Source organism: Achromobacter sp. 1L-A-4-B-C2 (assembly GCF_057291955.1).
Map to the genome: position 1 here is coordinate 325,403 of NZ_JBXAWP010000006.1, position 20,237 is coordinate 345,639.

The 20,237-nt window shown below is 65.7% G+C and carries 20 protein-coding genes; 13 read left to right on the top strand and 7 right to left on the bottom strand.

Annotated elements, in window-relative coordinates; translation table 11 throughout:
- Positions 1-41: 41 nt before the first annotated feature.
- Complete coding sequence (locus tag AC0Z35_RS26565) at positions 42-1,031, bottom strand: Bug family tripartite tricarboxylate transporter substrate binding protein (protein WP_046804168.1); 990 nt, start codon at positions 1,029-1,031, stop codon at positions 42-44.
- A 160-nt stretch (positions 1,032-1,191) separates the two neighbouring features.
- Between AC0Z35_RS26565 and AC0Z35_RS26570 the strand changes: the two genes are divergently transcribed.
- The gene (locus tag AC0Z35_RS26570; RefSeq protein WP_046804169.1) at positions 1,192-1,953 is read left to right on the top strand and encodes an IclR family transcriptional regulator; all 762 of its coding nucleotides are present in this window, start codon (positions 1,192-1,194) and stop codon (positions 1,951-1,953) included.
- 102 nt (positions 1,954-2,055) lie between these two features.
- Here the strand turns inward: AC0Z35_RS26570 and AC0Z35_RS26575 are convergent, their stop codons facing one another.
- The 5 genes from AC0Z35_RS26575 to AC0Z35_RS26595 form a co-directional block, all read right to left on the bottom strand.
- Positions 2,056-2,901 (bottom strand): mechanosensitive ion channel family protein, encoded by an 846-nt coding sequence (locus AC0Z35_RS26575; protein WP_104144228.1) that lies wholly within the window; start codon positions 2,899-2,901, stop codon positions 2,056-2,058.
- 108 nt (positions 2,902-3,009) lie between these two features.
- Positions 3,010-4,122 (bottom strand): DUF1513 domain-containing protein, encoded by a 1,113-nt coding sequence (locus AC0Z35_RS26580; protein WP_485133183.1) that lies wholly within the window; start codon positions 4,120-4,122, stop codon positions 3,010-3,012.
- On the bottom strand, positions 4,112-5,056 hold the full coding sequence (locus tag AC0Z35_RS26585) for an imelysin family protein (protein ID WP_485133291.1): 945 nt from the start codon (positions 5,054-5,056) through the stop codon (positions 4,112-4,114). Before AC0Z35_RS26585 ends, AC0Z35_RS26580 begins: the two co-directional genes overlap by 11 nt.
- A gap of 365 nt (positions 5,057-5,421) precedes the next feature.
- Positions 5,422-6,939 carry a di-heme oxidoreductase family protein gene (locus AC0Z35_RS26590; RefSeq protein WP_485133182.1) on the bottom strand — a complete coding sequence of 506 codons (1,518 nt, stop codon included), beginning with the start codon at positions 6,937-6,939 and terminating at the stop codon, positions 5,422-5,424.
- Complete coding sequence (locus AC0Z35_RS26595; protein WP_485133181.1) at positions 6,936-8,234, bottom strand: imelysin family protein; 1,299 nt, start codon at positions 8,232-8,234, stop codon at positions 6,936-6,938. Before AC0Z35_RS26595 ends, AC0Z35_RS26590 begins: the two co-directional genes overlap by 4 nt.
- Before the next feature lie 210 nt (positions 8,235-8,444).
- Between AC0Z35_RS26595 and AC0Z35_RS26600 the strand changes: the two genes are divergently transcribed.
- From AC0Z35_RS26600 to AC0Z35_RS26645, 10 genes are all read left to right on the top strand, one after another.
- Positions 8,445-9,371 (top strand): LysR family transcriptional regulator, encoded by a 927-nt coding sequence (locus tag AC0Z35_RS26600; protein ID WP_046804208.1) that lies wholly within the window; start codon positions 8,445-8,447, stop codon positions 9,369-9,371.
- A 105-nt stretch (positions 9,372-9,476) separates the two neighbouring features.
- Positions 9,477-10,277: a class II aldolase/adducin family protein gene (locus AC0Z35_RS26605; RefSeq protein WP_104144226.1), complete on the top strand. Its 801-nt coding sequence runs from the start codon at positions 9,477-9,479 to the stop codon at positions 10,275-10,277.
- 143 nt (positions 10,278-10,420) lie between these two features.
- On the top strand, positions 10,421-11,380 hold the full coding sequence (locus tag AC0Z35_RS26610) for a Bug family tripartite tricarboxylate transporter substrate binding protein (protein ID WP_104144225.1): 960 nt from the start codon (positions 10,421-10,423) through the stop codon (positions 11,378-11,380).
- A 146-nt stretch (positions 11,381-11,526) separates the two neighbouring features.
- Entirely contained in the window at positions 11,527-12,516 is a 990-nt protein-coding gene (locus AC0Z35_RS26615) for an NAD(P)-dependent oxidoreductase (RefSeq protein ID WP_485133180.1), read from the top strand.
- A 240-nt stretch (positions 12,517-12,756) separates the two neighbouring features.
- A complete protein-coding gene (locus AC0Z35_RS26620; RefSeq protein ID WP_485133179.1) occupies positions 12,757-13,764 on the top strand; it encodes an ABC transporter substrate-binding protein in 1,008 nt (335 codons plus the stop codon).
- Between the two features lie 90 nt (positions 13,765-13,854).
- The gene (locus AC0Z35_RS26625; RefSeq protein ID WP_485133178.1) at positions 13,855-14,649 is read left to right on the top strand and encodes an ABC transporter permease; all 795 of its coding nucleotides are present in this window, start codon (positions 13,855-13,857) and stop codon (positions 14,647-14,649) included.
- Positions 14,650-15,471: an ABC transporter ATP-binding protein gene (locus tag AC0Z35_RS26630; protein WP_046804178.1), complete on the top strand. Its 822-nt coding sequence runs from the start codon at positions 14,650-14,652 to the stop codon at positions 15,469-15,471. It abuts the gene before it with no gap.
- 115 nt (positions 15,472-15,586) lie between these two features.
- Positions 15,587-15,769: a DUF4089 domain-containing protein gene (locus AC0Z35_RS26635; protein ID WP_046804179.1), complete on the top strand. Its 183-nt coding sequence runs from the start codon at positions 15,587-15,589 to the stop codon at positions 15,767-15,769.
- On the top strand, positions 15,766-17,154 hold the full coding sequence (locus AC0Z35_RS26640) for an AtzE family amidohydrolase (RefSeq protein WP_485133177.1): 1,389 nt from the start codon (positions 15,766-15,768) through the stop codon (positions 17,152-17,154). The genes AC0Z35_RS26635 and AC0Z35_RS26640 overlap by 4 nt, the downstream gene beginning before the upstream one ends.
- Before the next feature lie 64 nt (positions 17,155-17,218).
- Positions 17,219-17,926: a GntR family transcriptional regulator gene (locus AC0Z35_RS26645; RefSeq protein ID WP_046804181.1), complete on the top strand. Its 708-nt coding sequence runs from the start codon at positions 17,219-17,221 to the stop codon at positions 17,924-17,926.
- A gap of 13 nt (positions 17,927-17,939) precedes the next feature.
- On the opposite strand, the gene AC0Z35_RS26650 is transcribed toward AC0Z35_RS26645, so the two are convergent.
- Positions 17,940-18,482: an antibiotic biosynthesis monooxygenase gene (locus AC0Z35_RS26650; protein ID WP_219990605.1), complete on the bottom strand. Its 543-nt coding sequence runs from the start codon at positions 18,480-18,482 to the stop codon at positions 17,940-17,942.
- A gap of 199 nt (positions 18,483-18,681) precedes the next feature.
- On the opposite strand from AC0Z35_RS26650, the gene hpxZ reads away from it, so the two are divergent.
- Both hpxZ and AC0Z35_RS26660 read left to right on the top strand, forming a co-directional pair.
- Positions 18,682-19,056 carry an oxalurate catabolism protein HpxZ gene (hpxZ, locus tag AC0Z35_RS26655; RefSeq protein WP_485133176.1) on the top strand — a complete coding sequence of 125 codons (375 nt, stop codon included), beginning with the start codon at positions 18,682-18,684 and terminating at the stop codon, positions 19,054-19,056.
- A gap of 179 nt (positions 19,057-19,235) precedes the next feature.
- Positions 19,236-19,790 (top strand): NADPH-dependent FMN reductase, encoded by a 555-nt coding sequence (locus tag AC0Z35_RS26660; protein WP_046804184.1) that lies wholly within the window; start codon positions 19,236-19,238, stop codon positions 19,788-19,790.
- Positions 19,791-20,237: the final 447 nt, after the last annotated feature.

The window sequence follows — 20,237 nt, forward strand, 5'->3', positions numbered from 1 at the left end:
TCCCCGGCAACAACTGGTGCTGGCCGGGGTGCGTCCCGCTATCAGTCCACCTTGGCGCCCGAGGCCTTGACCACCGGGGCCCAGCCTTCGACTTCCGACTTGATGAACGCGCCGAATTCAGCCGGCGTGGTCTTCACGCCCACGGCGCCGAGCTTTTCATAGCTGGTCTGCACGGAAGGCTTGTCCAGCGCTTTCTGCATGGCGGCGTTCAGCGTGTTGATCACTTCCGGCGGCGTGCCGGCCGGGGCCAGCAGGCCGAACCAGGAGGACACGTCAAAATCGGTAAAGCCCGATTCCTTCATGGTGGGCAGGTCCGGCGCGCTCTTGGAGCGGTCGCTGGTGGTGACGGCCAGGGCGCGCAGCTTGCCCGATTGGGCGTGCGGCCATGCCGACGGCATGTTGTCGAACATGAATTGCACCTGGCCGCCGATCAGGTCGGTCATGGCCGGCGCGCTGCCCTTGTAGGGCACGTGCAGCACGTCAATGCCCGCCTTCATCTTGAACAGCTCGCCCGCCATGTGGATGGAGGTGCCGCTGCCCGACGAGGCAAAAGCCAGCTTGCCCGGATTCTTCTTGGCGTAATCGACCAGTTCCTTGACCGACTTGACCGGCACTTCCGGGTTCACGACCAGGATGTTGGGCACTTTGGCGCCCAGGGCGACCGGGGCGAAGTCCTTGGTCAGATCGAACGTGACGTTCTTGTACAGCGTCTGGTTGATGGCGCTGGTGACGGCCACGAACAGCAGCGTGTAGCCATCCGGGGCGGCGCGCTGCACCTGGTCGGTGGCGATGTTGCTGCCGGCGCCCGGTTTGTTTTCAACCACGAACGACTGGCCCAGGGCCTCGGTCAGTTCCTTGGCCATGATGCGGGCGATCACGTCGGTGGTACCACCGGCGGAAAATCCGACCACGATGCGGACGGGTTTGTCAGGGTATGCGGCATGGGCGGAACCCATTGCGAACGCGCTTGCGGCGGTAGCCAGAAGGGTGGCGGCAAAACGCCGCAGGCCAGGCTTTTGACCTGTAGTCATAGTGTCTCCGTGCAGGTACTGTCCATTAGATGGACGATTCGAATTATTTGATGACGCATTTTGAGCTATACACGACGGTTGCATCAAGGTAGAGTCCACGCTACGGACAATGGTTTTCCCTTGACCGTTCCGCAATAACCCTAAGTTTTCAGAGATTTGCATGCAAGACAGTGATGCCGCGGCCGCAGGCCCACGTACGTTGCGGCGCGGACTTGCCGTGCTGGCCGCCCTGCGCGACCAAGGGCCCGACGGCCTCAGCGTGACCGATATCGCCCGCTTGACGGGCATACAGCGCCCCACCATCTACCGCCTGTTGGCCGCCCTGCTGGACGCCGGCTTGGTGCTGCCCGTGACGGGCACCAAGAAATATCGCGCCCAGCTGGCCGTGGACCCGGACACCCGCTCGCGCGATCCGCGCGTGCGTCAGCTGCTGCCCGTGCTGCGCCGCCTGGCGGACCGCACGGGCGACGCCGTGTTCCTGGTGGTGCGCGACGATGATGATTCCATCAGCCTGCATCGCGAGATCGGCAGCTATCCGGTGCAGATCCTGGCCACCTACGCCGGCAAGCGCCAGCCGCTGGGCGTGGGCTCAGGCGGCATGGCGCTGCTGGCCGCGCTGCCGGACGACATCGCACGCGGCATCGTCGACCGCAATTCGGGTCGGCTGGACGAATACGGCGGCATGACGCCGCAGGAAATGTACCGGCTGATCGACAACACCCGCGCGCGCGGCTATTCCGTGGTGGGCAACCATGCGGTACGTGGCGCGCTGGGCGTGGGTTGCGCGCTGCTGGATTCGCACGGTTCGCCGCTGCTGGCCGTCAGTGTCACGGCCATCATCGACCGCATGCCGGCCCAGCGTCAGCGCGAGATCGCGGGCTGGATCAAATCGGAACTGGCGCGGCTGGCGATGCAGGCTTGATGGCGAACCAGAGGGCGGACCAGATGGCGGACGCCTTCTTGGCCGCATGAAACAACGGGCGCCCGAAGGCGCCCGTTTGCATGCTCGACAAGCCGGCGACCATCAGGTGGCCGCGTCAGCCTTGCCGGCAGTCTTGGGGTTCTGGATTTCGCGCAGCGGAATCGGCGGCTGAAAGCCGGCCGCTTCCAGCGAGGTGCGGATTTCCTGGTACAGGCCCCAGCGCAGATCCCAATACTTGCTGGATTCCGCCCACACGCGCACGTTCACGATGACGCCGCTTTCCTTGTACTCAAACACCTTGATCTGCGGCTCCGGATCCATCAGCGCATCCGGGCGCGCGGCCACGATTTCCTTAAGCTTGTTCATCACCTGATCCAGGTCGTCGCCATAGCGCACCGGCACCGGGATATCCAGGCGGCGCGTTTTGTTGCGGCTGTAGTTGGTGATGGTGGCGTTCCAGACGGTGCTGTTGGGCAGCGTCAGGTGGATGCCGTCGCCTTGCACCAGCCGGGTCAGGAACAAGCCCACTTCGGCCACCGTGCCGTCAGCGCCGGAGCTCAGGGCGATGTATTCGCCCGCGCGGATGGGGCGCAAGATCAGCAGCATGATGCCGGCCGCGATGTTTTGCAGCGTGCCTTGCAGCGCCAGGCCCACAGCCAGACCGGCGGCGCCCAACACGGCGATCAAGCTGGCCGTTTGTACGCCGAATCGCGCCAGCACGGCGATGACGGTAAAGATGCGCACGGCCCACACGACCGTGCTGTAGAACATCGGCACGATGGTCGGGTCGATCTTGGTGGAACGCGTGGACGCGCGCCGCACCCAGCTGCCCAGCAGCGACGACACCCACCACCCGATGATCAGGATCAGCAGGGCCACCGACAGATTGATGCCCATATCAACCAGCCTGGGGGCCCAGGCGTGGAATTCGTTCAAGGCGTCTTCCATGGAATTTTCCACAAAAAATAACAACCGAAAACTGTATCAGATGACGCCGACGCAAAGGGGCGCGGCGCGGGCTTGCTATGTCAAGCTTTGTAAGTGCCGTGCGCAGTGTCAGGCTTTGACGACGCGGAAGTGGTTGTCCCAGGACAGCTCGCGCGAAGGCGGCAGCACCGGTGCCTGGTAACCCGTGGCATCGGCGCGCAGCATGGCGCCCAGGCCGCTGCTGATCAGAAACCCGGTTTCGGGCGCGGGCGCCACGCCGCACCCGTCGGCCAATGGCGTCGTGCCCAGGCAGCGGCCGCTGGCCGCGTCCCAATACATCACCTGCCCGCCCACCGGGCTGGACGTGGCGATGACGCCGCCCGCCGCATCGACCGTGACCGACCCGACGTAGTTGCGCATATTGCGCAGCGTCTCGGCCGGCCCCTCGAACAGTTCCAGCTGCGCGCCGCGCCGATGCCGCCCGACCAGCGCGGGCCGATCCGATGCCGGTCCCATGTACTGGCAGCCGAACCACACGCAGCCGTCGGCCGCCAGCGCCAGATGCCGGATCGACAAGCGATGCAGCGCGGGCGGCAACTCCACCTTTTCAAGCAACCGGCCACTGGCCGCGTCGATATAGGCCAGCGATGGCCGCATCGTGTCCAGGTTCAGTTCCAGCTTGCCGTAATCGGGATGCGTCAGGATGCCGCCGTTGGCGACGCACAGCGTCTTGCCGTCCGGCATCAATACGACTTCGTGCGGACCGATTCCGGCCGAATCGAATTCGCCGATTCGGCGCCACGCGCCGCCCGGCGAGGCATCGTAGATGCCCAGCACACCGCGCCCGCCTTCGAAGTCGTTTTCCGTGGCGGCCAACAGGCGCCCGCCATCAATAAACGCGCCATGTCCGAAAAAATGGCGTTCGTCCGGCACAGGCAAGGCCTGTGGCTGGCCCTTGTCACGCAACGAAAACGCCACGGCAAAAAAGCCCGGCTGGCGGCCGAACACCACCGCGCGCTGGCGCGCGGCGTCGATGGCAAAGCTATGGCCGCGCGCGGGCATCGGCACCACCAGACGGTCCTGCCCGGCCTCGTCCAGCAACACGGCTTCGTCGCGGCCGCCGCGCTTGCGCGCGCTGAGATACAACGCGCCGCCATCGGCGGGCAGCACCGCCCGCGCGGCGTTGGGCGACAAGCCCAGCGCCGTGGCCAGCATCAGGAAGCGGCGGCGGTCAATCACCATCAAGCGCATTGAACCCGATGGTGACACCCAGCGCCGGGGCCAGATCCTGGTCGACGATGGCCTTGGCGTTCTGGATGGTCAGCGAGGCCAACAGCAACAAGCGTCGCCCTTCTTCGTCTTGCAGCGCGGCGTCCAGCGGGGCGGACACGGCTTGCAAGGTCTGGGCGGCGGACTGCAATTCGCCGCGCACGGACACATCCATCCAGTCGCTGCCGGCGGGCAAGGCATAGGCGCCCGCCTGATAGAACGCCCTCAAGCCATCCAGATTCGCCGCCAGCAAGCGCGTGGACATGCCGCTGCGCCAGAACGCGGCGCGCTTGGGCCGCGCGGCGTCGGGAGACTCGCCCAACACCGGCAGGATCTTCACGTCGCGGGCAAACTGCAAACCGGTCGACAAGGCCTTCATGGCTTCGGCGGCAATTTCCTGGGGGTCGCGGTACAGGTCGTTGCCGGCTTGCGGCTTGGCGAACTGGCGGCCGAACTCGCCTTGCGGGCTCCAGGCCTGGGCCACATCGCGCGATATCGTCGTAACGTTGGCGGCCACCGCGCGGGCATAGCCGCAGGCGTAGGCAAAGGTCGGCGCGCCGGTCTGCTTGAGCAGCGCGGGGTCGCCGTACAGCACGTATTCCAGCGCGGGCAGTCCCTGCACCGCCACGCTGCGGCCGGCCAGCGCGCCGGGCGCGAGCAAGGCGGCGTCTTGCGCGGCGATCAACTGCTGCACCTGGCGCGGCATGACGCCGCGCGTGTCGGGCCAGAACGCCAGCCGTTCAAAGCGGTTGGCTTGCACCAGCGGGCCAAAACGCAGAATCTCGACGCCGGACCACGCCAGCGCCAACTGTGTATAGGCGTCGGCCACGCGCGTGGCACCGGCGGCATCCGGCTTGGCGCACCAGCCGCCCAGCGCGCCATCCAGCGCGGCGGCGGCATCCACCATCTTGCTGACGGCCGGGCGGGCGTAGTCGCGCGCCAGCCGCTCGCCCAGGTCCGGCGAAAGTTGCGCCTGCACGGCCAGCGGCACGGCCAGCAGCGCGGCGGCCAGGCTGGCCTTCGATGCCAAGGATTTCAATGCAAAGGCGTTCAGCGCGGTGGGCTTCAATGCAGGGGGCTTCAATGCAGGGGCCTTCAAAGCGGTGACCTTCACTGCGAGAGTGTTCAGCGCCGTGACCTTCAGCGCGGTGACCTTCAGCGCGGTGGGCTTCAATGCGGTGGACTTCAATGCGGCGCTCTTCGTCACCGGAGCATTCCACGCAATCGCCCTGCCCCGCGCAGCCTTAACCCCCGCTTGCGTCATAGATGCCATCACAACGACTCCAGGAAACGAATCAGATCAGCGCGTTCGTCAGGCGTCATCGCCACGACGCGATCGCGCGCGGGTTTGCCCGCGCCGCCATGCCACAGCACCGCTTCCAGCAGCGTCCGGGCGCGCCCGTCGTGCAGCCACGTCGCCGTGGGATTCACGGTCTTGGTCAGGCCGATACCCCACAGCGGCGGCGTGCGCCACTCGCGGCCGGTGGCCTGGCCGTCGGACACGCCATCGGCCAGGTCATCGCCCATGTCGTGCACCAGCATGTCGGTGTACGGCCAGATCAGCTGGAACCGGTGTTCCGGCTGCTTGGCGTTGCGGCTGGTCACGTACTTGGGCACGTGACACGCCACGCAGTTGGCTTCGTAGAACAGCTTCTTGCCGGCCAGCACGCGCGCGTCGTCGGCGTCGCGGCGCTGCGGCACCGCCAGGTTGGTGGAATAGATGGTCACGAAGTCCATCAGTTTGGCCGGCACCTCTTCCGGACCAAAGCGCGGCTGCGCGCCATGCGGCATATCCAGGCACTGCTTTTGCGCTGGCGTGCAGTCGCCCGAATGCTTCGGGAACAGCGGCGTGGACAGGCCCATGTCGTTGGAGAACGCGGCGGCGCTCTGCTGTTCGACGGTGGGCTGGCCCGCCTTCAGATTGAAGCGGCCCAGCACGCGCTTGCCGCTGCGCGCGTCGGTCACCCAATTCGGCTTGCCCACGATGCCGTCGCGCTTGTCCGCGCCCACGTTGGCCAGGATGTCGGCTTCGTGTATGGATTCCAGCAAGCCCAATCCGATCATGGGCGGCGCCAGGCGCGGCGAAATCTGCGTGTCGGCGCGCCGGGGGCCATAACCCGGGTTTTCGATGCGATACGTGGGCTTCATCAACGTGGCCGTCTCGCCGCCGTTCAATGCCACCGCGATGGGCGCGTATTCGATTTCCATGCGGCCTTCGGCCGGCAGCCCCGCCACCGCGAAGTTCTGCAATTGCACGCCGTAGACGGGTTCGGGCAACTCGGCCAATTCGCCCGGCGCCAGCGTCGGATGACCACGGTCCGGGCCGCGCGGCACCGCAAGGCGCAACAGCAGCGCCACGGCGTCGGTGCGTTCCAGGGGGTCGAAGCCTGGCACGGTGCCACGCCCGTCCTTGGTGTGACAGGCCTGGCACGAGCGCGCGTTAAACAGCGGCCCCAGGCCGTCGGAGGCCTGCGTCGATGCCGGCGCCGACACCCAGTCCTTGCGGAACAGGCCGTTGCCCACCTGAAATTCCTGGCGGCCCTCGAAGCTCATGTTGGCCGAGGGCTGGGAAAAGATATCGGCGTTGATCAGTTTATTGGTGGTGGCCGCCCCAGCCTGCATGGTCTCGAAGGTTTCAACCTTGGAGAAATCGCGCGTGGGCGCGGTGATGGCGGTGACGCGTTTTTGGTCTTCGGGCGTTAAGTCGTCACGCCCGGCAGTAACTTCGGTGGCAGCGGCGGCGCCGGCGCAGGCCGACGCCGCCAGTACGGCGGCTAGAACGAGTTTCACTTGAATACGGCGTCAGGTTTATCCAGGCTGTCGGAACCTTCGATGGCTACCTTGCCAAGCTCAAGCAACGTGATCACGCGTTCCAGGCTGCGGGTCTGCTCCACCAAGCCGTCGATGGCGGCCTGCACCACGGCGTTGCCTTCCTTATTGCCGTCCGCGATCATCTGGTCGTAGGTTTCGACCGTTTCGGCGCGCGTCTTCATGGCCTGCATGGCCGCCACAGTGGCGTCCAGCTTGGCGCGCACTTCGGCGTCCAGCTTGGGATCGCGCGCCTTGACCAGTTCAGACAGGCTGGCGCCCGTGACCTGCTTGCCGTCGATGCGGGTGTAGGTGCCCAGGTAGACGTTACGGATACCGATCTGGTCGTAGTAGTGCGAATTGTGGGTGTTGTCCGAGAAGCAATCGTGCTCTTCTTCGGGGTCGTGCAGCATCAGGCCCAGCTTCATGCGTTCGCCGGCCAATTCGCCGTACGACAAGCTGCCCAGGCCCGTCAGCATGGCGATCAGGCCCGCCTTGGGATCTTCTTCCACGGCCTTGCGCGCCGCGCCGTCCTTCTTCCAGTTGCCGACCATTTCTTCCAGGTCGGTCACCAGCAGGTCGGTCACGGCCTTCAGGAATTGCACGCGGCGTTCGCAGTGGCCGCCCGTGCATTGCTTGGTGTCGAAGTCGGTATGCGGGCGGTTGCCCGAATGGCGTTCTTGCGGCGTGCCCTTGCGGTCCGCCGGCGCCGGGCCGGTACCGTTCAGGTCCTGGCCCCACAGCAGGAATTCGATGGCGTGATAGCCGGTGGCCACGTTGGCTTCGTTGCCGTCGGCTTCGTGCAGCACTTCGGACAACAGCTGCGGCGTGATCTTGCTGACGTCCACCGTCTTGCCGCCGACCGAAATCTTTGAATTGGCGATGACGTTGACGGCGTAGTAGGCGTTTTCGTCGTTGTCGGTGCCGTACGAGGCATCCACATAGTCGATCAGGCCTTCGTCCAGCGGCCAGGCATTCACGCGGCCTTCCCAGTCATCGACGATGGGGTTGCCGAAGCGATACGCCTCGGTCTGCTGGTAGGGCACGCGCGCGGCCAGCCAGGCTTCGCGGGCGGCCTTCAGCGTGTCGGGGCTGGGCTTGGCGATCAGCGCGTTGATGGCAGAGCGCAGCGTCTTGGCGGCGGCCAGCGAATCTTCATAGCCCGCCAGCGCCAGATCCGAATAGGTGGCGACGACAGCACGGGGTTCCGCCGCCGCGTGGGCCGTTCCCCCGAATACCGCTGCGGCCAACACCGCCCCCAACAACAACTTGCGCATCGACTTTCTCCCGTGACTCGAACGGTGTCCGCCCCCGCGGCGGGCCGTTCCGACTTCAATTTTGTGGATGCGAGTGTAAACAATTTTCGTTTGATGTTCAGCGCCAAGTCAGATACCTGACATTTTTTTGAACGACATCCGCGCAAAAAAATGCGCGCCACCAAAGCGTGCCGCTACTATCCCGCTATTACCGTCCCCGTTTTGAAGACCATGGAACTGCGTCAACTCCGCTACTTCGTGCGCGTGGCCGAACTTGGCAGCATCGGCCGGGCAGCGCGCGATCTGGGCGTGGTGGCCTCGGCGCTAAGCCAGCAGATCAGCCGCCTGGAAAGCGAATTGGCGACGCGCTTGCTGATGCGCACGCACACCGGCGTGGTGCCCACCGCCGCCGGCACCGCGTTCCTGCGCCAGGCCCGGCTGACACTGCGGCACGCGGAACACGCCGTGGCCGCCGCGCGCGAGGCCCGGCTGTCGGGCATGGTCAGCGTGGGCTTTGCGCCCACCACGGCGTCCATGTTGGCCCGGCCGTTTTACGCGGCCATGGCCGAACGCTATCCCAACGTGCGGCTGCATCTGGTCGAAGGCTTGTCCGGCAACCTGGGCGACCAGCTGAACAACCGGCGCCTGGATCTGGCGGTGCTGTTCCAGAATGACAGCAGCCAGGGCCGCAGCGCCATCCCGGTGCTGGACGAAAAATTGTTCCTGCTGGCCCAGCGCGGCGTGTTCGCCTTGCCCGACGGCGAACCCGCCACCATCGACCAGTTGGCGGGCCTGCCCCTGGCCGTGACCAGCAAGGCCCATGGCCTGCGCGCCTGGGTAGAAGCCGCCTTCGAACGCGTCGGCATCGAGCCCTGGGTGGCGGTGGAAGTGGACGGGCTGACGACCTTGATGGACCTGGTGCAGGCCAACCCCATCGCCACCATCCAGCCGGGCGCCGCCGTGGCGCGGGCCGAGGCCGGGCTGCTGAACATGCACCCCATCGACGACCCCTTCCTGTACCGCCGCAACGCCGTCTACTGCATCAACGACGAAGAACTGTCACCCGCCGCGCTGGCCGCGCGCGTGGTGCTGGTGGACGTGATGCGTGCGCAGGTGCGCCACGGCGGCTGGCCCGGTGCCACCCTTCTGGATTCGTGATGCCCCCATGCCGGGCGCAGGGCTAGGCCGCGCCAGGTCACACGCATACATTGCATTGGTGAACGCCGTGGCATGGTGCCGCGGCAACGGACCTCTGCAAAGCTGATGACCACTGACTCCCGACGCCCGGGCACGCTTCCCATTGCTTCCATGCGGCCGCACTGTTCCGACCAGGAATGGCAGGCCCGTGTCGATCTGGCCGCCTGTTACCGGCTGGTCGAGCTTTACGGCATGGCCGACATGATGGCCAACCACATCTCGGCCCGCGTGCCTGGCGAAGACAACGCGTTCCTCATCAACCCCTACGGGATGATGTACGAAGAGATCACGGCGTCCAGCCTGATCAAGGTGGACCTGGACGGCACCATCCTGGCCAAGCCGGACTTTGGCGACATGCACTACGGCATCAACAAGGCCGGCTACGTGATCCACAGCGCGGTGCACGCCGCGCGCCATGACGTGGACTGCGTGATCCACACGCACAGCTGGGCGTCGATGGCTGTGGCCTCGCTGGACTGCGGGCTGCTGCCGTTGACGCAGACGGCCATGCGCTTTTTGAAGATTGGCTATCACGACTACCAGGGCGTGGTGCTGGACCTGCAAGAGCAGCAATCCCTGTTGCAGGACCTGGGTCAGGGCGAAGCGCTGATCCTGCGCAACCATGGCGCGCTGACGGTGGGCCGCACGGTGGGCGAGGCCTTTAACTGGATGCATCGGCTGGAGCTGGCCTGCCGCGCCCAATTGGCGGCCATGGCCACGGGTTCGCCGCTGCGCCAGGTCAGCCCCGCCGTGCTGGAAGAAACCTGGAACAACTATCAGCCCGGCACGCGGCGCCCTTACGGCGTCATGGAATGGCCGGCCCTGCTGCGCAAGCTGGACCGCATCGACCCCGGCTTTCGGGATTGACCCCGGCGTCCTGAGCGACGACGGATTCCTGCATTGGAGTCCTGCATTGGAGTCCTGCATTCGATCTTGCATTTCAATGGCGCCGGCCGACGTGGCGGCACGGCGCCGACCTATCCAAACGACAACCACGGACGGAGACAACGATGAATACTGCCCGAGCCCTGCTCGCCGCCGCAGCGGCGGCCTGCGCCTGTACCGCGCCGCCCGCCATGGCCGCCGACTACCCCGACAAGCCTGTGAAAGTGATCGTGGCGTTCACCGCCGGCGGCACCACCGACACGCTGACGCGCAGCATGTCCAACGCGCTGTCCAAGAAGCTGGAGCAACCGTTCGTGGTGGAAAACAAACCGGGCGCGGGCGGCAACATCGGTACCGAGTTCGTGGTGCGCGCCGCGCCCGACGGGCACACGCTGATCGTCAATTCCGTGGGCCCCATCGCGGTGAATGCGTCGCTGGCCAAACTGTCGTTCGACCCCTTGACCGACCTGGTGCCGATGGTGCAGATCGCCACCGTGCCCAACGTGCTGGTCGTGCCGCCGTCCTCGCCCGCCAAGGACGTCAAGAGCTTTCTGGCTTACGTCAAAAAGGCGCAGCACTTGAACTACAGCTCTACCGGCGTGGGCACGTCGTCGCACTTGTCCAGCTATATGTTGATGGACCAACTGGGGGTGCAGGCGACGCACGTGCCGTACAAGGGCGCCGACGCGGTCAACGACCTGCTGGCCGGACGCATCGACTTCATGTTCGCCACCATTCCGTCGGTGATCGGGCAGATACGCGCGGGCAAGCTGCGCCCGCTGGCCGTCAGCACGCTGCAACGGTCGGCGACCCTGCCTGAGTTGCCCACTATTGCCGAGTCCGGCTATCCGGGCTTTGATGCCGGCTCATGGTTTGGCTTCTTCGGCCCGAAAGGCACGCCGCCCGAGGTGGTCACCGTGATCAACCGCGAAGTCAACGCCGCCCTGCCCTCGCTGAAGGCGCAGATGCTGCATGAAGGCGCCGAGCCCGTGGGTGGAACGCCCGCGCAGTTCTCCACGTTCATCCGCGCGGAACACGACAAATGGGCCGCGCTGGTGCGCAAGTTCCAACCGGCCGCCAACTAAGCAGCATGCCTGAGCAGCACGCCTACGCAGCACACCTAAGCAGCTACATCCCTAAGCAGCCGCCCTTAAGCACTCGCCCCTGAGCACTCGCCCCTAAGCAGCCGCCCCCCTCAGCCGCCGCCCACTGCGTCACCACCGAGCCATCCATGCCGCACGACGAGATCCGCATCCTTTGTTCGCCCGCCGAGGCGGGCGCGCTGCGCCAGGGGCTGGCAAGCGTTGATGCACCGCGCATCGCGCTCTGCCACCCGCAGCCCGGCGAGCCGTGCCCCGCGCACGTCGCGTTTATTTCGCGCGACATCACGGGCGCGTCCACCAAGTTCCAGATCACGCCCGACACGGCGCGTTACTACGACGCGCTGCTGTCCGCCCCTGAGCTGCAATGGGTCCATGTGCACTCGGCCGGCGCGGACCGCGACATCTATCAGCAACTGCACGCGCGCGGCGTCGCCATCACCACGTCACAAGGAGCGACCGACGCCGTGGTTGCGCAAACCGCCATCGCCGGCGTGCTGGCCTTGGCGCGCCGCCTGCCCCTGCTGGCCGCCGATCAGCGCGAACGCGCGTGGCGGCCTCTATTGGGCGATCGCACGCCACGCGATCTGGCTGGGCAACACGCCGTGGTGGTGGGCTGGGGCGGCATCGGCCAACGCATTGGCGCGCTGCTGGGCGCGCTGGGGCTGACGCTGTCGGTGGTGCGCCATTCCGCCATGCCCGTGCCACAAGCGCGCCACACCGTCACCTATGCCGACCTGCGCAGCCTGCTGCCACCGGCCGACTGGCTGGTGCTGGCCTGCCCGCTGACGCCGGCCACGCGTGGGCTGATCGACCAGCAGGCGTTGGCCGCCCTGCCCGCGCACGCGTCGGTCGTCAACGTGGCGCGCGGCCACGTCGTTGATGAAGCGGCCTTGATCGACGCCTTGTCGGCGCGCCGACTGGGCGGCGCGTTCCTGGACGTGTTCCAGCAAGAACCGCTGCCGCCGGAGTCCCCGCTATGGGGTTTGGACAACGTCATCGTGACGCCGCACAGCGCGGGTTTCTCGAACGGCAATCGCGCACGCGTGCGCAGCCTGTTTGTAGACAACCTGCGCCGTTGGACGCGCGCAGAACCGCTGGCCAACCGCCTGGTGGGCTGACGCCGCCGCGTCCGCCGGCCTTCTGACGCCCCGCCCGGCGTTCGAACTGTCCCCTTCAGTGGTGCGTCATGCACCAAAATGGTTCACGCGTGGCACCAGCGCGAGGCCGCCGCGCGCGCCGCCCAGGGCTAACCCCACCCCGGCAAACCTGGCACGGGTTTTGCTTGATGACTGGTATGCAAGCTTGTCTACAAGGCAAGCGTCGCAACACCTTTCACAGCAAGCCCTCCAGGAGCCTTCATGATCAACCGCAATGCGCCTTTCGCCTTCAACGCCACCCGCCGCCGCCTGATCCAGGGCGCTGCCCTGGGCGCCGCGACGCTGGCCGCGCCCGCGCTGGTGCGCGCCCAGTCGGGCCCGGTGATCCGCATCGGTTTCTGGCCGGTGGCCGCCGGCCTGCCGTTCTACGCGGCCGTCGAAAAAGGCTACTTCAAGGAAGCGGGCCTGAACGTCGAGCCGCTGAAGTTCGCAGGCGCGCAGCAGGTCATGGAAGCCATGCTGGCCGGTCGCGCGGACGGCAGCGCCAACGGCACCGGCTCGGCCAACCTGGCCATCGGCGAAATCGCCTCGCCCGGCTTGTTCAAGATTTTTGCGTCCAACCCCAGCAACGCCAAGAACGTGCTGGATGAGTTCATCGTCGCGAAAGATAGTCCCATCAAATCCATAGCAGACCTCAAGGGGAAAAAGGTCGGATCTGGACCCGGCATCCAGAACGCCACGCTGGCCAAAGCAGTACTGGAGCGCGCCGGCGCAACCGGAGCAACCGTGGTCGAGTTGGCAATCAGCCAGCACGTGGCCGCGGTTGCCGCCGGCCAGTTGGATGCGTGCTACACGCTGGAACCCACGGGCACGGTGGGCCGCTTGAACGGCACCACGCGCGTGCTGGAAACAGGCGTGATCGCCAAGTACGTGTTGGGCGATCCGATGGCGCCGTGGTTTGGCGGGTCGGCCTCGCTGACCACCGCGTTCCTGAAAAAGCATCCGGAAGAAAGCAAGAAATTCATCGCGGCCTACGCGCGCGGCATCGAACTGATCCGCACCAAGCCGGCCGAGGCGCGCCCCTTCTTGAAGGGCTACACCGCCATCGAAGGCCCCATGACCGAAGAAGTGCCGCTGGCCGCCTACACGCTCTACAACGAGTTCACGCCCAGCGACATCCAGTACTTCCAGAAGTTCTTCGACCTGTTCACCGAGAAGGGCATCTTCGCGCAAAAGGTCGACGTGTCGACCATGCTTTACAAGGGCTGACCCATGACAGCCACGACAGCGACTTCCGCAACCTCAACCGTGCCCGCAAGCGCGACCACGACCGCGACCGCGACAAAGGCACCGACCGCCATGACCGCCCCCTCCGCCCCCACCAGGCGGCCGCCGCGCAAGTTCAACGGCGCACGCTTTCTGCCGCTGATCGGCCCCCTGGTGCTTTTCGTGATCTGGGACCTGGTGGTGCGACTGCAACTGGTCAGCCCCGTGCTGCTGCCCACGCCCAGCGCCACCATCGTGGCCTTGGTCAAGGGCCTGGCCGGCGGGCCGCTGCTGTGGGACTTCCTGTCGTCGCTGAACCGCACGCTGCAAGCCTTCGTGATCGCCGGCGTCATCGGCGTGCCGCTGGGTGTGCTGCTGGGCAGCAATGAAAAGGCGTATCGCAGCGTGGAGTTCCTGGTGGACTTCTTTCGGTCGACGCCGTCGTCCGCGCTGATCCCGCTGTTCCTGATGATCTTTGGCGTCACCGACATGAACAAGATCGCCATCGCCGCGTTCGCCGCCGTGCTGGTGATTCTGTTCAACAGTGCCTATGGCGTCATCAACGCACGCAAGCAGCGCGTGATGGCGGCCCGCGTGATGGGCGCATCGCGCTGGCAGATCTTCAAGGACGTGCTGATCTGGGAAAGCCTGCAACCCACGTTCGTCGGCCTGCGCAGCGGCGTGTCGATGGCGCTGGTGATCGTGATCGTGGCGGAAATGTTCATCGGGTCCGACAGCGGCCTGGGCAATCGCATCATCAACGCGCAGCAGGTGCTGAACGTGCGCGAGATGTACGCGGCCATCTTGGCGGCCGGCGCGTTGGGCTATGTGCTGAACATTATTTTTCTTGTGCTGGAAAAGCGCGTGGTCCATTGGAGCGGCCGATAAATGTCCACCGTCATCAACCCCATCATCGCCCCCGCCCCCGCCGCCGCGCCGTTCGCGCCCGGCCCCTTGGGCACGCACATCACCATCCGTGGCCTGACCAAGTACTTCGCGGGCTGGCCGCTGTACGAAGACTTCAACCTGGACATCCCCAAGGGCAAGATCGTGTCGGTCTTCGGCCCCAACGGCTGCGGCAAGTCCACGCTGATCAACATGATCGCGGGCCTCATCCCCATCGATTCAGGCGAGATCCTGTTCGACGGAAAGTCCCTGGCGCAAACCAAGATCGGCTACGTGTTCCAGAACTACCGCGAAGCCATGTTCCCGTGGCTGCGCACCATTGACAACATTGCCTACCCGCTGCGTCTGGAAGGCCGCAGCAAGGCCGAAGTGGATGCGCGCGTGGAAGAGCTGGTCGCCTCGTTCGACGTCAAGTTCGACCTCAAGCGCTACCCGTATGAACTCAGTGGCGGGCAGCAGCAGACGGCGTCCATCATGCGCGCGCTGGCCCCCGGACCCGAGGTGCTGTTTCTTGACGAACCCTTCTCCGCGCTGGACTTCGAGATGACGCTGTTCATCCGCGAAAAGCTGCAAGAAGTGTTTCTGCAAACGGGCACCACGATGTTGCTGGTGTCGCACGATCTGGAAGAAGCCGTGTACCTGGCCGACCAGGTGCTGCTGCTGACCAAGCGCCCCACCCGCGTGGCCGAGATCCTGGACTACACGGATGCCCGCCCGCGCACGGTGGATACGCTGTCCGAGCCCAGCTTTATTCAGATGAAGAAACTGAGCCTGGAGATTTTCCAGCGCGAGGTGCGCCGGTAGACCGGTAGACCGGTAGGCCGGTCACCACCGCGACTGCGCAGGCAGATCCTCAGGCAAGCACCATCAGGCAAACCTCTTCAGGCAAACCCCCAACGCGTCTATCGGAGCATCCGCCATGACCCAGGAAACCATCGACCATTATGTGCGCAGCGCCTTGGCGCTGTCGGGCTACGCCTTGCGCGAGGCCGCCACGGCCGAAGTCGTGCAACAGTTCTCGCGCATTCATGACATTGCGGCCAGCTTCGTCGACGAGCCCCTGCCCGTCGAACTGGAATCCGCATCGGTGTTTCGTCCGTGAGCGGCCCCGCCATCGACATCGCCCGCCAGGTCGCCAGCGGTGAACGCAGCGCCTTGGCGGTGTTGGACGCCACCTTGGCCCGCGTGCGCGAACGCGACCCCGCGTACAACTGCTTTACCGCCGTGACCGAAGCCCGCGCGCGCCAGGAAGCCGCCGCCATCGACGCGCGCCGCGCGCGTGGCGAAGCATTGCCGCCGCTGGCAGGCGTGCCCTACGCCGTCAAAAACCTGTTCGACATCGCTGATGAAGTGACCTTGGCAGGCGGTCGCGTCAACGCCGCCAACCCGCCCGCCGCGCAAGACGGGCGACTGGTCGCGCGGATGCGGGACGCCGGCGCGGTCCTGATCGGCGCCTTGAACATGGACGAACACGCCTACGGCTTCACCACCGAAAACACGCATTACGGCCCTTGCCGCAACCCCCACGACACCAGCCGCATCGCAGGCGGGTCCTCGGGCGGCAGCGCGGCCGCCGTGGCGGGCGGGCTGGTGCCGCTGACCCTGGGGTCGGACACCAACGGATCCATCCGCGTGCCGGCCTCGCTGTGCGGCGTCTTCGGCTTGAAACCCACCTATGGCCGCCTGCCGCGCACGGGGTCGTTTCCGTTTGTCGGCAGCCTGGACCACCTGGGCCCCTTTGCCGCCAGCGCCAGCGACCTGGCCGCCGCCTACGATGCGTTGCAAGGCCCGGACCCGGACGACGCCGCCTGCGCCCAGCATGCCGTAGACCCCGTGTTGCACACGCTAGCCTCGGGCGCGCGCACATTGCGCGTGGCCGTGCTGGGCGGCTACTTCGCCGACTGGGCCGGCCCGCAAGCCCGCCGCGCCGTCGAGATCGCCGCGCGCGCGCTGGACGCCACCGCCATCGTCGACATGCCCGGCGCTACGCAAGCGCGCGCCGCGGCCTTCATCATCACGGCGGCCGAAGGCGGCGCGCTGCATCGGCGCAAGCTGGTCACGCATTACGACTACTACGAACCCTATTCGCGCGACCGCCTCGTCGCCGGCAGCCTGGTGCCCGCCGCGTGGGTGCAGCAGGCACAACGCATCCGCCACCGCGTCTACCGCGAGGCCATGGCGCTGTTCGACCAGTACGACGTGCTGATCGCGCCCGCCACGCCCGTGTCCGCCACGCCCATCGGCACCGACTGGCTGACGCTGGCCGGCAAGGAACTGCCCGCGCGAGCCAGCATGGGGCTGCTGACGCAACCCATCTCATGTATCGGCCTGCCCGTCTGCACCGCGCCCACCTGGCCCGAGACCGAACACGACGGCCACTTGCCACTGGGCGTGCAATTGATCGGCGCGCCTTGGCGCGAAGCCGATTGCCTGGCCGCCGCCTACACGCTGGAACACGCCGGCGCGGCGCGCGTGCGCCCGGTCTGAGCTTTCTTTTCATCGCCTTCCGCCACCGTCCGACCGTCCCACCACTCGACATCCAAGGCCCGTTATGGAATCCGCATTCGCCGCCATCGACATGCCCCGCACCCTGGCCGACACCGCCTACGGTGCATTGAAACGGGACATCCTGGATTTCCGGCTGGCGCCGGGCGATCGCTTTACCGAAACCGAAATCGCGGACCGGCTGCAAGTGAGCCGCACGCCGGTGCGCGAAGCGCTGTTCCGGCTGGAGCGTGAAGGCTATCTGGAGGTTCGGCAACGCAACGGCTGGCTGGTCAAGCCGTTGGACTTCAATACGCTGGACCACTTCTACGAACTGCGCAGCGTGCTGGAAACCGCCGCGGTCCATGCCTTGTGTTTGCCGGCCCAGGGCCCCGATCCGCTGCGCGCGCTGCAATCATTGGCCGACACCTGGCTGGTCGCGCCAAGCGACCGGTCCAGCGACGGCGAATGGCTGGCCGACCTGGACGAACGCTTTCATATCGACTTGGTGGCGGCTGCCGGCAACCCGGAGATTGCACGCGTGCATCGCGCGGCCACCGAGCGCATCCGCATCGTGCGTCGCCTGGACTTCACGCTGCAAGACCGTATCGACAACACCTATGAAGAACACGGCGCCATCCTGCGCGCCGTGCTTGGCCGCGACGGCGCCGCCGCTGCGCAGCTGCTGCAAGCGCATATCCGCGACAGCCAAAGCGCGGTGCGAAAGATCACGCTGCACCGCTTGTATTCCACCCGTCCCGCCAAGGCGGCGTGACGGGTGCGCGGCATCACCCCGCCCGCAGCCACCGTTGCAGCACCCGAGAAATCACCGGTATGCAGATGAACACCATAATCGGCGTCAATATCACGCTTGTGATCAAGACGCGCCAGAACACCGGCAGCACGCTCAAATGCTCGCTGACCAGAATCGAGAACACCAGCAGCACCGGAAAGTACGCCAGCCAGATGCTCACCGCTTGCTTCCAGCGCGGCGGCGCGCTGGCGGCCTTCGGCGCAAACCAGCCGTCCGTGCCTTTGACGCGGTGTTCATGGCTGGCCCGCACCAGGTTCGCCCCGCGTTCCAGCCACATGCGGCGCGGCAAGGATTTTTCCCACCGCAACAGGCTCGCCTCGTCGGTGAAGCGCAGCACGATCTGGTACTGATCGCCCCCTTCAGGCGGTTGCAGCACTCCCGATCCCAAAAATCCAGGAAACCCCGCCGCCAGGATTTCGCCCTGGCGCATCCAGGACAGAAAATCGCTATAGCGTTCGGGCGCGATATGGCGCGTGACCAGCATGGTGACCGGGGCGGAAACAGCGGAACTGGACATGACGGAACTCCTGGGCAACGGTGTAGCTTGTTATGCAGTGTTAACCCTAGCAATCCCCGTGCCAGCCTTGCGGTGCAGCATTCCCCTGGCGTGAACGACATCAACGCGTTACGCGCCGAAACTTGCGCACCGCAACACACACCATATTGGTGATTACCCCTACACAACGCACCATGCCGGTGCATGCGGAGAAACAGAGATGGACATCAATTTGCCGGACGTCGTGGCCGAGGTCACCGCCGCTTTCGAGCGCTACGAAACCGCGCTGGTGACCAACGACGTCCACGAACTGGACACGCTGTTCTGGAACAGCCCGCACACCTTGCGCTACGGCGCCGGCGAAAATCTGTACGGCTATGAGGCCATCCGCGAATTCCGCGCCGGACGCTCGCCGCAAGGCCTGGCACGGCGCGTCCTGCGCACCGCCCTCACCACGTATGGCAGGGACTTCGCCACCACCAACATCGAATTCCAACGCGAGGGCAGCGACCGCATCGGCCGCCAAAGCCAGACCTGGATGCGCACGCCCGCAGGGTGGCGCGTGGTGTCGGCGCATGTCAGCCTGATGGTGTGACCGTTGAAGGACGAAGCGCGGCCGCGGCGCTGTCACCGACATGGCGCGCGCGGCCAAGCCGCTGGCCTGCTCTGCCGCAGGACAGCGGGGCTTGCATTAAGACATAACGCGACAATGATTGAGCGCGTCGCCAAGCAGGTCTACACTGGCTTTTCCCTTTCCCGTTGGAGCATTTGCCCATGAGCACCTACAAAATTGCAGTTTTCGTCGGCAGCCTGCGTGCCGCCTCGATCAATTTGCGATTGGCTCGTGCGCTGGAAAAGCTGGTTCCCGCAGACTTCAAGTTCGACTACGTCAGCCTGGGCGACATCCCGCTGTACAACCAGGACAACGAAAACAATCTGCCCGCCCCCGCCGCCAAGCTCAAGCAACAGATCGCCGACGCGCAAGGCCTGCTTTTCGTGTCGCCCGAGCACAACCGCTCGCTGCCCGCCGCGTTGAAAAACGCCATCGACTGGGGCTCGCGCCCGTGGGGCCAGAACTCCTGGCCGGGCAAGGCCGCCGGCATCGTCGGCGCATCGCCCAGCGCCGCCGGCACCGCGATGATGCAGCAGCACTTGCGCAACATCCTGGCCGCCGAAGGCGCCATCGCGCTGACCACGCCGGAAGTGTTCCTGCAATATTCCGACGGCCTGATCGACGACCAATACACGATCACCAACGAAGGCACCCGCAAGTTCCTGCAAGGCTGGGTCGACCGCTACGTGGACTGGGTCAAGAAACTGAACACCTGATTGCCGCCGCAGCCGGCAGGGCCACGCCCACCGGCGCCGATCGCCCGATCTACCTCCGGGCGATCAAGCCCCCTGACACGTCGGGGGGCTTTTTTTTGCGCCGCGTTTGTGGGGGCTGGCGCCGGGGCATGACTAGATGAGCCAGATTTGACCCGATCGAGCCAAATCTGGCCCGCTATAAGTCGTTGATAAGACGCAGGTTATTTTTAATCGAGTCAACTCTGGCTCGATTTCTCGTGAAAAGCGGGCGTTTTCCGGGCATGGCACGCAGCGCATGCCACTACAAGTCCGCCAATTTCGCCGCAAGCCATTGATATCGCGCGTCTATTTTTTAGATTCGGTTTCATGGCACGGATGTTGCATTGCTCCGATATCGGACCAGCGCGAGCGCGTACCTGTCGAACGTGCCGCGCGCCGATCCGAACGCTTGACGGCATGCCGACGGCA

Excerpts from the sequence above, each read along its gene's own strand:
- AC0Z35_RS26565 (WP_046804168.1), bottom strand. The coding sequence starts at position 1,031 with ATGACTACAGGTCAAAAGCCTGGCCTGCGGCGTTTTGCCGCCACCCTT.
- AC0Z35_RS26570 (WP_046804169.1), top strand. The coding sequence starts at position 1,192 with ATGCAAGACAGTGATGCCGCGGCCGCAGGCCCACGTACGTTGCGGCGC.
- AC0Z35_RS26575 (WP_104144228.1), bottom strand. The coding sequence starts at position 2,901 with ATGGAAGACGCCTTGAACGAATTCCACGCCTGGGCCCCCAGGCTGGTT.
- AC0Z35_RS26580 (WP_485133183.1), bottom strand. The coding sequence starts at position 4,122 with ATGGTGATTGACCGCCGCCGCTTCCTGATGCTGGCCACGGCGCTGGGC.
- AC0Z35_RS26585 (WP_485133291.1), bottom strand. The coding sequence starts at position 5,056 with ATGGTGGATGCCGCCGCCGCGCTGGATGGCGCGCTGGGCGGCTGGTGC.
- AC0Z35_RS26595 (WP_485133181.1), bottom strand. The coding sequence starts at position 8,234 with ATGCGCAAGTTGTTGTTGGGGGCGGTGTTGGCCGCAGCGGTATTCGGG.
- AC0Z35_RS26600 (WP_046804208.1), top strand. The coding sequence starts at position 8,445 with ATGGAACTGCGTCAACTCCGCTACTTCGTGCGCGTGGCCGAACTTGGC.
- AC0Z35_RS26605 (WP_104144226.1), top strand. The coding sequence starts at position 9,477 with ATGACCACTGACTCCCGACGCCCGGGCACGCTTCCCATTGCTTCCATG.
- AC0Z35_RS26610 (WP_104144225.1), top strand. The coding sequence starts at position 10,421 with ATGAATACTGCCCGAGCCCTGCTCGCCGCCGCAGCGGCGGCCTGCGCC.
- AC0Z35_RS26615 (WP_485133180.1), top strand. The coding sequence starts at position 11,527 with ATGCCGCACGACGAGATCCGCATCCTTTGTTCGCCCGCCGAGGCGGGC.
- AC0Z35_RS26620 (WP_485133179.1), top strand. The coding sequence starts at position 12,757 with ATGATCAACCGCAATGCGCCTTTCGCCTTCAACGCCACCCGCCGCCGC.
- AC0Z35_RS26625 (WP_485133178.1), top strand. The coding sequence starts at position 13,855 with ATGACCGCCCCCTCCGCCCCCACCAGGCGGCCGCCGCGCAAGTTCAAC.
- AC0Z35_RS26630 (WP_046804178.1), top strand. The coding sequence starts at position 14,650 with ATGTCCACCGTCATCAACCCCATCATCGCCCCCGCCCCCGCCGCCGCG.
- AC0Z35_RS26635 (WP_046804179.1), top strand. The coding sequence starts at position 15,587 with ATGACCCAGGAAACCATCGACCATTATGTGCGCAGCGCCTTGGCGCTG.
- AC0Z35_RS26645 (WP_046804181.1), top strand. The coding sequence starts at position 17,219 with ATGGAATCCGCATTCGCCGCCATCGACATGCCCCGCACCCTGGCCGAC.
- AC0Z35_RS26650 (WP_219990605.1), bottom strand. The coding sequence starts at position 18,482 with ATGTCCAGTTCCGCTGTTTCCGCCCCGGTCACCATGCTGGTCACGCGC.
- hpxZ (WP_485133176.1), top strand. The coding sequence starts at position 18,682 with ATGGACATCAATTTGCCGGACGTCGTGGCCGAGGTCACCGCCGCTTTC.
- AC0Z35_RS26660 (WP_046804184.1), top strand. The coding sequence starts at position 19,236 with ATGAGCACCTACAAAATTGCAGTTTTCGTCGGCAGCCTGCGTGCCGCC.